The 12,575-nt window shown below is 35.1% G+C and carries 12 protein-coding genes; 3 read left to right on the top strand and 9 right to left on the bottom strand.

What is annotated here, in order from left to right; translation table 11 throughout:
* Position 1: 1 nt before the first annotated feature.
* The 9 genes from HMPREF1504_RS10085 to HMPREF1504_RS04530 form a co-directional block, all read right to left on the bottom strand.
* On the bottom strand, positions 2-1,015 hold the full coding sequence (locus HMPREF1504_RS10085) for an AraC family transcriptional regulator (RefSeq protein ID WP_051411674.1): 1,014 nt from the start codon (positions 1,013-1,015) through the stop codon (positions 2-4).
* Positions 1,016-1,030: 15 nt separating this feature from the next.
* Entirely contained in the window at positions 1,031-2,332 is a 1,302-nt protein-coding gene (locus tag HMPREF1504_RS04495; RefSeq protein ID WP_051411675.1) for a PocR ligand-binding domain-containing protein, read from the bottom strand.
* Between the two features lie 111 nt (positions 2,333-2,443).
* Complete coding sequence (locus tag HMPREF1504_RS04500) at positions 2,444-3,766, bottom strand: aldehyde dehydrogenase (RefSeq protein ID WP_038123767.1); 1,323 nt, start codon at positions 3,764-3,766, stop codon at positions 2,444-2,446.
* 13 nt (positions 3,767-3,779) lie between these two features.
* Positions 3,780-4,043, bottom strand: a complete 264-nt coding sequence (locus tag HMPREF1504_RS04505; protein ID WP_038123770.1) for a EutN/CcmL family microcompartment protein — start codon at positions 4,041-4,043, stop codon at positions 3,780-3,782.
* 22 nt (positions 4,044-4,065) lie between these two features.
* Positions 4,066-4,599, bottom strand: a complete 534-nt coding sequence (locus HMPREF1504_RS04510; RefSeq protein ID WP_038123772.1) for a hypothetical protein — start codon at positions 4,597-4,599, stop codon at positions 4,066-4,068.
* A 57-nt stretch (positions 4,600-4,656) separates the two neighbouring features.
* Positions 4,657-4,938, bottom strand: coding sequence for a propanediol utilization microcompartment protein PduA (gene pduA, locus HMPREF1504_RS04515; protein WP_038123785.1), 282 nt, complete (start codon positions 4,936-4,938; stop codon positions 4,657-4,659).
* Positions 4,939-4,968: 30 nt separating this feature from the next.
* A complete protein-coding gene (gene pduB / locus HMPREF1504_RS04520; RefSeq protein ID WP_038123786.1) occupies positions 4,969-5,739 on the bottom strand; it encodes a propanediol utilization microcompartment protein PduB in 771 nt (256 codons plus the stop codon).
* A gap of 8 nt (positions 5,740-5,747) precedes the next feature.
* Positions 5,748-6,668, bottom strand: coding sequence for a glycyl-radical enzyme activating protein (locus HMPREF1504_RS04525; RefSeq protein WP_038123787.1), 921 nt, complete (start codon positions 6,666-6,668; stop codon positions 5,748-5,750).
* Between the two features lie 26 nt (positions 6,669-6,694).
* Complete coding sequence (locus HMPREF1504_RS04530) at positions 6,695-9,244, bottom strand: glycyl radical protein (RefSeq protein ID WP_038123788.1); 2,550 nt, start codon at positions 9,242-9,244, stop codon at positions 6,695-6,697.
* Positions 9,245-9,589: 345 nt separating this feature from the next.
* On the opposite strand from HMPREF1504_RS04530, the gene HMPREF1504_RS04535 reads away from it, so the two are divergent.
* From HMPREF1504_RS04535 to HMPREF1504_RS04545, 3 genes are read left to right on the top strand one after another with little or no spacing between them, the layout of a single operon-like run.
* On the top strand, positions 9,590-10,126 hold the full coding sequence (locus tag HMPREF1504_RS04535; protein ID WP_038123789.1) for a hypothetical protein: 537 nt from the start codon (positions 9,590-9,592) through the stop codon (positions 10,124-10,126).
* Positions 10,127-10,134: 8 nt separating this feature from the next.
* Complete coding sequence (locus tag HMPREF1504_RS04540; RefSeq protein ID WP_038123793.1) at positions 10,135-11,841, top strand: DUF4037 domain-containing protein; 1,707 nt, start codon at positions 10,135-10,137, stop codon at positions 11,839-11,841.
* A 10-nt stretch (positions 11,842-11,851) separates the two neighbouring features.
* Positions 11,852-12,415 carry a DUF4125 family protein gene (locus tag HMPREF1504_RS04545; protein WP_038123796.1) on the top strand — a complete coding sequence of 188 codons (564 nt, stop codon included), beginning with the start codon at positions 11,852-11,854 and terminating at the stop codon, positions 12,413-12,415.
* Positions 12,416-12,575: the final 160 nt, after the last annotated feature.

Here is a 12,575-nt window from a genome sequence, read left to right on the forward strand (position 1 = left end):
TTTATCCATTAACTAACTGCTCTCTATATTGAGAGATAGTTCTATGTTCATATTTTTTAAAAATTTTACAAAAATAACTGATATCACTATATCCTAGAATATTAGCTATATTAGTTCCACTTTTTTCTGTACCTAATAGATATTCTTTAGCCAAATTTATTTTCTTTTTATGTATATATTGCATAATAGTCATGTTCAATTTATTTTTAAATATACGACTAACATACCCTTGGCTAACATTACAAGCAATCACTATATCTTTTAAAGATATATCCTCTTGAATATGATTATGTATATAGCAAAGAATTGTATATAAAATATCTTGTTTTCCTTTATACATTTCCATAAATAGAAAATCGACAGTTTTAAATATCCATACATTTAAACCTTCTGGATATCTAGTAGTAAGATATGCATGAGGCAGTTGACGATTAAATACGGTTTTAACAGAGCTTGAATAATCTACTAAACTCGTTTGAATTTCATCAACAATAGAATACAACATATCAATAAGTGTATTTTTATCACAGCTTTTACATATATGTTCACATAGCTGATGCATCTTTTCTAAGGTTAAAAGGAAATCACCTTGATGCAATGCATTATACACTTCGTCCAAATATACGGAACCATCTTCACATATATTCTGTTTTATACTACCTGTATCCTTCGGAATCCATTTAATAAAATCCTTCCAAGAAAAAGGTTTATAAAGGTATCCAATCCCCTCATACTTCATCGTCATGGCAATAATTGATTCAATTTTTTTATTAATCATTACCACTACACGACATTCGGGGTATGTATAATATAAATATCGAATGATATCACTTGCTTTTTGGTTACATATATCTATTGCAACGTAAGCAACCGTAAACTCAGTATGTTTGCCTAACTCCAATATTTCTTTATATGTACTTATACAAACCACATCTGCATCCATATGCATAGCAATTCTTTTTCGTAGGGCTTTCATATGCAATTGATCAGTATCCACCAAAAGAATCTTGACCATAACCTAGCTCCTTATTTACTCTAACGGATATGAAAGTATTACTTGCATGCCTCCACAAGATTTATAATGACAATCTATGCTTACAGATGTGCCATATTGTGTTATAAACATTCTCTGTAACTCAATAATAGATTTAACTGCGGAAGATATGTTTTGCTCCACCATAGCTTCATAAGATACAGAATTCTTTTCCTGAATCAAATCTTGTAGTAAGTTTAAATCACTCGATTCAAGTTCAATCTTATCATCGTCTAAAATGATAGAGGCTCGATTTTCTTGAACCATGGTATGTAACATAATAGAAATTTCACTCTGCCCATCTTGTTGAACCTCCTCTATAATATGTTGCACATATTGCCATATACTATAGGCGGGTACCATACAATGCCACATTGACTCATCTACATTAATCTTCCAGGACACGTGACAATCTTCACGATAATTGAGCAAATTTATCATAGTTTCTATTCGCGAACACTCCTCTTTGATAGTAGCTTCAGTCCAACTATCATTCTGAAGAGCTAATGTATGTATATAATCCAAAATAGCAGCTTCAGTTGTAGGAGCATTTTCTAAAATCGATAAACTATCTATTATGTCCAATAATTTACAATTACGTACAATATCAATATACCGCTTACATTGCATTAACTCAGTTTGTAAACTATATAGCTTATCCTCTGTTTCTTGTAATTTTAACTCCAATGTATCAATACGTTTTAAATTTTTTTGCTTATTACGATTTGATACGATTTCATGATTTGTTAGTTGATTGATGATAAACTCTACTAACTTTGCAATGGAAAGAACCTCACTGTAACTATATCGTTTGATATCGTCCAACTCTTCAGAGGTAGATTTCAATACATCATGTTCAATTAAATCTTGTCCTCCAGGGACCATATTTTTACTTAACCGAACAATTGTATCTGGCGCATCATCACATAAAATTTGACCTCCAATAAAGCCTCCTAAATACTGACCATCTACAATAATAGGAATGGCAATTTCTAGAAGACCACAGGGACAAATATATATGCTTACCTCCTTATTAGTAGCAGCAATAATAGCTCCAGATGCATCTGACAATTTACACAATAACAATGATGTAGGATTATTCCGTACTTTCTTACAATACTTACAAAAATGTGTAGTCTTAGTTAATACATCACCTTTATAATCTACTGTAACAAAAGCAATTCCAGTTACATCTGCAACCGATTGCTGTATCTCTTCAAGTAGATCATGTCCAATTACTGTCATGATATCTAAACGGGACTGCTCATGTTGACGTTCTTCGAATTGATTTCGTGGCATTGCTTTTTACTACCTTTCTCATACAATATGCAAAATATCTCTACATATAGTATTCGACGATAATCATAAAAATCATGCGAATATTATTTATCATAACCAACTTTCATAAGCTTATGCATATGATCTTAATATTTCAACGCATACGCATCTTCGTTTACGAACCAAATCTTTTGCCGTCACAGCGCCTTCACCTGTGATATTTGCAATTGTAAAAGACGTCGACCCTACACCACAAATACCGATGCCATCTAGAGAACAACCATTCTTCACAAAAATGGCCGTTTCAAACTCCTTAGCTGCACGTCTTAAACGTTCAGAATTACTAGAATGTATACCTGCTGTATGATGGCAACCTTGCTCAGCCTCAATAGCAATTTGTAATGCACATTCAAAATCTCTAGCTTTCACAATGGCAATCAATGGAGCAAGTAGTTCCTTTGTAACAAATGGATGAATGCGTACCGTTTCAACAGCAATTAAATCATAAGAACGATCAGTTAAAATCCCTGCGTCCTTTAAAATAGTATCTGCAGATTTCCCACCATATAATCGATTGACTTCCAAATCTTCATTTAGCAAAATCTTTGATAGCTTTAACATTTCACCAATAGAATCCACATAGTACACATTAAGACGCTCTAAGGCCTCTTTAAATTTAGGTAATATATCTTGAACAACAACTACATTTTTTTCTGATATACAAGTTATATTATGATCAAAAGATGCACCTTTATGTATACAATATGCGGCTTTTTCAATATCAGCAGTTTCATCTACAATAAATGTTGGGTTTGCTGGGCCTGCAGAAATTATTTTTTTACCACATGATAATGCACTTCTTGCTGCATCAGAACCACCTGTTGAAAGTATTAATTCAACATCAGGATGATTCATTATTTCTTTAATATAAGCTAATGAGCAAGAATCCACTGTTGTAACAAGATTACATATACCAAATTTATCCATTATAATTTGATTGATAATTTTAGTTATATATTTTGATACACTCATCGCTCTAGGATGAGGACAGTGTATTGCCACATTACCCGCCGATAAAATACTTATCGTGTTATTAATAAGCGTTTCACATGGATTTGTACTAGGATGAATGGCACATACAACACCATAAGGAAACGGCTCTGTAAAAACCATACCACCCTCACCTTGTGTCGTATTAGTTTGTAAATCTTCAGGCCCTGGGGTTTCCTCTAGTGCAAGTTTAATTTTAATAATCTTATCTTCTACTTTTCCCATGCCTGTTTCTGTACATGCAAGAGTTGCAAACTCATGGGTATAGTCACGTAAGCCTTCTCGAATAGCTTGAATCAGCTGTTTTCTTTCTCGTAAACTCACTTTTCTATACATATGAAATGCTTCTTTAGCGGCACTAACAACTTGTGTAACCGAGGAAAATACCCCCCATTGGGTTTCCATATTTACCTCCTTGTTAAATATCAACAGAATCTACAATACCTATAATTGCCAAGTCAATAGTTGCACCTTTTCGATTCTCTTCTACCCGTACTGAAGACCCTGTACCGACTAGTACATATTCGCCTACACCAGCACCTACAAAATCGGCTGCCACTTGTTCTCTATGAGCTGGTGAAAGCGATGCATCTACCGGTTGTATAATCATTAATTTATATCCTAGAAGGGTATCACTCTTTTTAGTAGCGACTACATTACCAATAACTTTTGCTAAATACATGCTGACTCCTATCTCATAAAACTCAATTTATATAACGAATATGGTCTATGTATTGTATCCCTAACTCGAATATACGTTTATAGTAGGAACGTACCATCTCTTGATAGGGAATTGGCTCTTTTCCTGATAAAGGCTCTATCGACGTAGGCAGAACATATACGCTTGCACCTTGAGCAAAAGCCCTTTTAACAACTTCTGACAAATATGATTGACTATACCCCAATGCAATATGAATGACATCATTTCGTGGGATATACGGTAATACCACACAATCATTCTCTGTAAAATTCGGCTCTGCATCATAAGAATGTAGCATAAGGAAAGGATATACTTCCTTAACTCTACGCTCCATTTCAGAATCACAAGGCTTTGCAACAAGTGCGTAAACAGGTCGTTCTTTATATGATATTAATTGGCTAGCTAACGAATAGTTTTCATGATGCCATATATCATCAAAAGCAACATATAGTTTACGCAACTTTTTTGTTGCATTCTGTTCTGCTAAAATACGTGCCACCATGTCTTCTAAGATCCTAGTTAGGTCTTTATCTTCCATAGTGCCTCCTCTAAAGTAGTGGCATATAAGGATATAGCCTCATATGCCACACTATATTTATGCCTTAAGAGTTGGGAGAATACGTTCTGTATCAGTATGAGGACGTGGAATAACATGTAAGGAAACAACTTCTCCTACTGCACGTGCTGCTACTGCACCAGCATCTACTGCCGCTTTAACTGCACCAACGTCACCACGAACCATAACAGTTACCAATCCAGAACCAATTTTTTCATAACCAACTAAATTTACATTTGCTGCTTTTACCATAGCATCTGCTGCTTCAATGGCACCAACTAAACCTTTTGTTTCTACCATTCCTAATGCATCTGAAATCATAATATCCTCCTATGTTCTACTAACTGTTTATTAAATATATGGAGTAGTACTTGATTTAGGTTCATCACCTAATGTACCAAGTAATTTTATTCCCACCTCACGAGCTGCTCTAACAGCTTGTCTTACAGCTCCAGAATCACCTGAGAAGGTTAGAATAACTTCATTTGAGTAACTTGTTCCTGCTTTAGGAGATGAATATGATACTACCTCTACATTTGCAGATTTAACTGCTGTATCGGCGAGAACCGTACCAATAGCAGCAGGCCCTGCACATACCATGCCAAAAGACTTTCCTAATGGTGTATTAAATACAGATTCTAAACAATAACTAGCACGTGCTGTATATTGGAACTCGAGGTGACCTGCATCATTGCTATATACATCACCGAAATATTTTGGCAACGATTCTAAAGCAATTTCCACTGCCCGACGTGCATCAGATACATCATGCGCACCAATATAGATAAGAGAACCGTGACCAGCCCCACCTTTAGTATCTCTAGGTAACTCTACTGTAATGATTTCTGTATTTGTTGCTTTAATTGCATCGTCTACAGCCATAATTTGAGGGCCTGCACCAATACGTCCACCAATAATACCGATAGACTTAAATTCACCTAGTCCCATTGTTTCTGTTAATAATGGATCTACACTTGCTATTACAAGACCGATTGTATCACCTATTGCAGTACCGACAAATTCAGTTACTCCTATAGACGTTTTTGTTGTTTCTTTAGGATTTTTAATGCCAAGCTCTTCCGATACCTGTCCCATCACTTTTTCTAATAATGCTGTATCCATAGTACCTCCTAGCCACCAATAATACAGGTTAAACCTTTTGATTCTACAATTTTTTTATATTTTTCCATTTCTTCTTCTGGAATTTTTGGTGTTTTCTCTAATTCATATTCACGTCCTAAGAGTTCATACTTTCCTTGACCATAATTATGATATGGCAACAAATGTACTTCATGCACGTTTGGCATACTCTCTTTTACAAACTCCGCAATACCTCGTATATCCTCTTCACTTGCATTAAATCCAGGTATAGTAGGAACACGCACTGTTGTATTTGCTATTGATTGTATAACTTTTGCCGATTCTCTTATTTTTGCATTATCAACACCAGTAAACTTTTTATGTTGTTCTGGATTGACGCTTTTTATATCCAATAGAACTAAATCAATATACGGCATAATTTCTTCTACAATCTTTGTATCATAGTATCCTTCTGTTTCTATTGCTGTATGCCAACCTTGTGCTTTACAAGCTTTAAATATTTCTTTTGCAAATATAGGTTGTGTTAAAGCCTCTCCACCAGATAAGGTGATGCCACCATTAGAGCGAAAATATTGTGTCGCATCTTTACGAAGCTCTTTCACTACTTCCTCTACAGTCATCAACTTACCTTTCATAGAAAGTGCACTTGTTGGACAGACTATCGTACACTCTGCACAATTATCACAGAGCGTACGATTGACCCAATAAGGATTACTATCAGCAATAGCCTGTTTAGGACATACCGCTTGACATGCTTTGCATCCAATACAAAGTTGTTTTCGATACAATACCTCAGGATAATATTGTTGAGATTCTGGATTAGAACACCATTTACACCGCAATGGACAGCCTTTTAAAAAAACGATTGTCCTAATTCCCGGTCCATCATGAATGGAAAAGCGTTGAATATCAAATACAGTGCCTTGTACACTATAATCTACTGATTCCATACAAACTTATCCTTTAATATATGCACCTACATATCATGTTCTGTACGATTAATGATGTCATCTTGTACTTCTTTTGCCAATGTAACGAAGTGAGCACTATAACCTGCTACACGAACAATCAAATCTTGGTTATCTTCAGGATGTTCCTGTGCATTAATTAATGTTTGTTTATCAACTACGTTAAATTGAACATGACTACCTTTTTTATCAAAGAAGCTCTTAATAATGGATACGAAGTTTTTCAAACCTTGTTCACCACTAACTGCTGCAGGAGTGAATTTTTGATTATATAATGTACCATTCGAAGCTTGTGCATGGTCTAATTTTGCAACAGAGTTAGATGCTGCTGTTGGACCATTAACATCATTACCTTGTCGAGGTGATACACCATCTGCCAATGGTTCTGTCGCTAAGCGACCATCTGGTAAGGCTGCTACATCTTTACCAAATAAAACGTTTGCAGATACTGGATAAATACCAGCTTGGAATTGACCACCACGTGGGTTCATATACTTATCAACTTCATTACAGTAGATTTTACCGCAACGATATGCAAATTCATCAACTTCTTCAAGATCATTACCAAAGGAATCTGTGTTCTTTAAGATATTGTGAATTGTCGCATATTTACTTGGATCAGATTGAGATTTACAGCCACAGCTTGTGCCTGCCCCTTGTTTTAAGTGAGACTCTAATGTAGCAATATCAATGGATCCTGTAGATGATAAGATTTTCTTGACAGCTTCATAAATTTGAGCTTCATCTAAAGTAGCTTCAGAAATAGATGGAGTACAAATAGGTGCTGCTGCATCACTATACCCAAAGTTAGCTTCCAAAGCATCACGTAATTCTTTTAATGTAATACGTTTATCTTCAAATACATTTTTTTGAATAGCATATAAAGAGTCACCCGCATCAGCAATACCAAATGCTTGAGGTCCTGTAAAGTTATAGATTGCACCGCCTTCTTGGCAAGATTTACCGCGTTTGATACAATCATCAACCATAGCTGACATAAATGGTAAAGGAGCACGTTCCATATGTGCATAGTCAACTGCATTATCAGCTTTAGCTAAATGGCGAACAAAGTATTCCATTTGTTTTTGATAAGCCGCAAGAATTTTTTCCATGCTATCTAACTCTTCTAGCTCACCAGTTTTTGGTCCCAATTGTTTTCCTTTACAACGACCATTATTAAGTGTAATTTCAAGAACCTTAGCAATATTGAAGAATGCTGCATCATGCCAACCTTCGGTACGATGGCCCGCTTGCGGTTCTACGCAGCCGATAATGCTGTAATCGCGTGCATCCTTTAAGGCTACACCACGAGATACTAATGCTAGGATAATAACTTCGTCATTATAGAATGCTGGCACACCATAACCTAAACGGGAAACTTCACATGCTCGATATAAAAATTCCATTGGAGAATTTTGATGTACACGAACTGAGAAAGATGGTGCAGGCAAACGTACATGCGCTACGGCTTCCATACACATGTAGGATACTTCATTTGTAGCATCCTTACCTTCTTCATCTTGGCCACCTACGCAAAGGTTTTGGAATACTGCATAGCCAGCAAATGCTTGTGCAGAAACTTCATCACGTGTTTTATTAATATCATTTAACTTAACCCAAATACAATCTACCAATTCTTGCGCTTTAACACGATCAATTGGATCGTCTTTCAAATATGGATACATATATTGGTCAAAGCGACCTGGTGAAATTGAATGACCATTTGATTCAATTTGTACCATAATTTGAATAAACCAAAAAGATTGACATGCTTCCCAGAAATTACGAGCACCGAATTCAGGAACTCGATCACAATTGGCTGCGATTTGTTCTAATTCTGCTTTGCGAGTTGGGCAAGAAGTTTTTAAAGCCAATTCACGTGCTTTGTCTGCATAGCGATGTGCAAACCGGATAGCTGCATTATAAGAAATAATAACGGCATTATAGAATTGTTTTTTCTTAATACTACTTGGATCATCTTCATCCAACGCATTTAAAGCTGTTATTGTTTCTTCCAATATACCGCGGAAACCTTTTTTCAGGATTTTACCATAGTCTACATTTACGTGACCTACGCCGCCGTAGAAATAGTTGCCAACCGTAAATACTCCATTAGAAATACAAGCTTTTGTATCTGGTTCCATATAGGAATCAGCTAAAGCACTCGTTGTTTTTCCATCCCAGTATAAAAATGCATCATGTAATTCATGTTGCACCTTTTCAGAAATTTCAAATGGGTCCGCCATACGGTTATGCATGGTATGGAATTCTTTTTCTACCCAATCATAAGAGAATTCTGGGCATATTTCAGTAGATCTTGGATTTACTGTAATGGACCCAACTACTAATTCATTATCTCGAATTGTAATTGGTAACTCATTAAAGATTTTCTCAACTGCTTTTGCACGACGAATAATAGTAGGTTGACCTTCCGTTTCCTTATAGGATTGTGTAATTAAAACGGCACGTTCTGATTCTACCTGTGGTACTGCATCAATAATTACTTGTCTTAATTTCTCAATTCGTTCTGTGGGTTTACTAAATCCTCGTTCTAGCATTTTCTAACCTCCTAACAACGTAAAATACTCCATCATGCTATTCATCTGTTTTTCGTTTCTCCTCATGCAAATTCAGAATACTTAGCATGCTTCTTAAGAAAATCCTATCATAATATTCGTGCATACTTATAAGACTTTCCTGTCATCTTTGTTGTAAATTTCAGACCTCTTTTTTCCTAGAGTACTATTTTCCATTTAACACATATAATGTTTATAAATTAATATTTCAGAGTGGTAATATACAAACCTATTTTAGGTAATAATCGAACCTTCAAGCTTTTCTCTATTGTTCTATTTATTTTTTCTATTTATACTGAAAATGATTATAGGTAGGAGGTGATTACCATGGCATCGCAAACAGACCTTTGTCTTTGGGAAACAAATCGTATTGCTATAGGATATTCACTATTAGATCAGTTATTAAAAGATTATCCTATTACTCTGGTCAAACAGTATCGTATTTGCCCTGGTAAAGCATTTTTCTTACTCGGTGCAGATACGGATATAGTGAAACAAATCGAATGTATATTAAAACACAAGGAATGTATTCAATATAGGGTTGTCACCGGAATTCATCCTGATGTACTTTCAGTATTTCAACACAAAAAAATAATTCCCAAGGTAACTCACTTAGGAATTTATGAATGTACTACATCTGTATCCGCTTTTCATTTAGCAAATTATTTAGCTTGGCATCATCAAGTAGATTTATTACATATACAAATCGGTGTCGGACTATGTGGTAAAAGTATTATTTCCATTGCGGCATCCTATACTGATTTAAAGACAATTGAAAACCAATTGTCGCAATTATATCCAAAAGATATTGTGAGTCACGCAACTATTTCAGATCCAGCCCCAGAATTGCTTTCACTCTTATAGGAGGTTCTATGGAGTCTATACAATTCTTATTGCAACAAGCTCATGCTTTATGGCGACAAGGTAACGAACAAGGTATGATTGAATATCTAGAAAAGGCAATTCACTTGTGTCGTCAAGAAAAGAATGACAAAAAGCTCATTGAAATTTTAAATGAATATGGTGGTTCTCTACGTAATGTTGGCCGATATGATGAAGCTATTACTGCTATTGAGGAATCACTAAAGATTCTCCAAAAAAATAAGTCCTATTCCCCGCAAACATATGCCACAATTTTAATAAATCTTGGTAATACATATAGAGAAAAAAAATTATATTACGAAGCAGAATCATATCTATTGAAAGCAAAAGAAATATTTCAAACTCTAGAAGATACATCTTACGCATATATTGGATTACTAAATAACTTGGCACTTCTATACCAAAACACTAATAATTATGACATTGCTCATAAACTACAATTAGAAGCGGTAGAACTACTAGAATCTACAGAATACCAAGTACCTCTTGCGATTAGTTATAACAATTTATATGAAATTAGCAAACATATCAAAGGCTATAGCGAACTATCTCCAGAGATATATTTAGATAAAGCAGCTTATATACTACAACGCGAAGTAGGCACTAGTCATCCAATGTACGCAGCAGTATTGAATAATCGTGCAGATTATGAAATAAATCAACACCACTACGACAAAGCACTTCAGTTATATCGTGAAGCTTTACCGATTGTAAAACACAACTATGGTATAGATAGTCAAGCCTATCAATCGGTACAACAAAATTTAGACTATGTAAAGGATTTAATTGAAACATTACAACAGAAATCCAAACCATCTCGTAAAACAGGTCTACAATTAGGTCGCGAATTAGCTCATTATGTGGCACAAGATTTAGAGTTAAACATGCCAAATATATGTCCATTCCTCTGCTTAGCATTAGTAGGAACCGGATCGGAATGTCTTGGCTACGATGATGTGCTTTCAGAAGATCATGATTTTACTAAACGGTGCCAACTCTTTTTACCAGATGATATATATAAATCAAACAAAGACAATCTATTATCTTATTTTACAAACTACGCCTACGGGCAAGTACAAATAGAAAGTATTTCACACTTTTATAAGCGCTACACACTATATCCAGAAGGACCACAAAGTCCAAGTGAATATCGTCGTGTACCACAAGACCTATTGTGTACAGCAACTAATGGAGAAGTATTTATAGATAATTTAGGTACGTTTACAACTATACGTCAACGATTACTCACTTATTATCCCGAGGATATTAGGCTTAGAAAAATCGCTTATGAACTCAATCAACTCGCTCAATCAGGGCAATACAATTTACAACGTATGGTAGAACGTAATGATATGGTAGCAGCTCATCTTGCTCGAACTAAATTCACGCAGCACTATATGTTGATAGTTCATCTATTAAATAAGTCATATGCTCCATTTTATAAATGGATCTATCGACATACTTGTGCTCTACCTATACTTGGAAACACTGTAAACTATGGAATACCAGACCTTTTAAATGCTCCTCTAACCGATACCAAGCGTCATATTGATCTTTTATGTAATGCACTTATCCAAGAACTTCATCGTCAATCATTAAGTACTAGTCCTATCGACTTTTTAACGTATCAAGCTAAAGAAGTTATGCAACACATTCAAGATGATGACCTTAGATTAGAGGACTCGTGGGTCAAATAGGAGATATATTATGAAAGATGATTTAATCATATCTATAATCCAAAAAGAATGGCCACTATTTACGAATACACAAAATGCAGGACAACGTTCTGCATGCCAAGATCAAATGGCTAATTTCATCATATCTCGTCATGCTTATTGGTCTATGTACTCCTCTCCAGTCTTGCAATCCTACTTGCATGACTTAGAGGTTGCTCACATGAAAGATCAAAATCTTATCACTTTTAAGTATGGATATATGATGGCCTATACACATCCTGATGAATTCTTAAATATAAAAGATAAACTACCTCCTATTTCAACAGTAAAACAGTCATTAGTCACTGCGATTATGACATTGTATATGAAATGGGAACTAGATATACAACGGGAAATTCCAGGATTCGATACAAACCATAGGCCAATAGAGGCAATCAATAATAGCCAAACCCACACCTCTGTAGAAACTTATATGACAGGAGAGCTCCAGTCCTATTCAGAGGTCACATTGGAAAATATTTTAGCACACTTTTTACAATGTTCTAAAAATGGGATTAACCCTGTAAAAGGATATCTCAATGCCTTGCACTCTTAAATGACATTACATAGCTTCCATCCCATTTCCCTCTCATAAATATGAAGAAAACAGGCTCGATCTTAGAAATACTAAGATTGAGCCTGTTTTCTTATTTTAATTCAAGTAGATTAAATTTTTAATTCAACAAGTTATTCCTACAAAATAAGATTCCTTATTA

The organism is Veillonella sp. ICM51a (genome assembly GCF_000524355.1).
GTDB classification, from domain to species: domain Bacteria; phylum Bacillota; class Negativicutes; order Veillonellales; family Veillonellaceae; genus Veillonella; species Veillonella atypica.

Bases quoted from the DNA above. Each gene is read 5' to 3' on its own strand.
- HMPREF1504_RS10085 (WP_051411674.1), bottom strand. From the start codon at position 1,015: ATGGTCAAGATTCTTTTGGTGGATACTGATCAATTGCATATGAAAGCC.
- HMPREF1504_RS04495 (WP_051411675.1), bottom strand. From the start codon at position 2,332: ATGCCACGAAATCAATTCGAAGAACGTCAACATGAGCAGTCCCGTTTA.
- HMPREF1504_RS04500 (WP_038123767.1), bottom strand. From the start codon at position 3,766: ATGGAAACCCAATGGGGGGTATTTTCCTCGGTTACACAAGTTGTTAGT.
- HMPREF1504_RS04505 (WP_038123770.1), bottom strand. From the start codon at position 4,043: ATGTATTTAGCAAAAGTTATTGGTAATGTAGTCGCTACTAAAAAGAGT.
- HMPREF1504_RS04510 (WP_038123772.1), bottom strand. From the start codon at position 4,599: ATGGAAGATAAAGACCTAACTAGGATCTTAGAAGACATGGTGGCACGT.
- pduA (WP_038123785.1), bottom strand. From the start codon at position 4,938: ATGATTTCAGATGCATTAGGAATGGTAGAAACAAAAGGTTTAGTTGGT.
- pduB (WP_038123786.1), bottom strand. From the start codon at position 5,739: ATGGATACAGCATTATTAGAAAAAGTGATGGGACAGGTATCGGAAGAG.
- HMPREF1504_RS04525 (WP_038123787.1), bottom strand. From the start codon at position 6,668: ATGGAATCAGTAGATTATAGTGTACAAGGCACTGTATTTGATATTCAA.
- HMPREF1504_RS04530 (WP_038123788.1), bottom strand. From the start codon at position 9,244: ATGCTAGAACGAGGATTTAGTAAACCCACAGAACGAATTGAGAAATTA.
- HMPREF1504_RS04535 (WP_038123789.1), top strand. From the start codon at position 9,590: ATGGCATCGCAAACAGACCTTTGTCTTTGGGAAACAAATCGTATTGCT.
- HMPREF1504_RS04540 (WP_038123793.1), top strand. From the start codon at position 10,135: ATGGAGTCTATACAATTCTTATTGCAACAAGCTCATGCTTTATGGCGA.
- HMPREF1504_RS04545 (WP_038123796.1), top strand. From the start codon at position 11,852: ATGAAAGATGATTTAATCATATCTATAATCCAAAAAGAATGGCCACTA.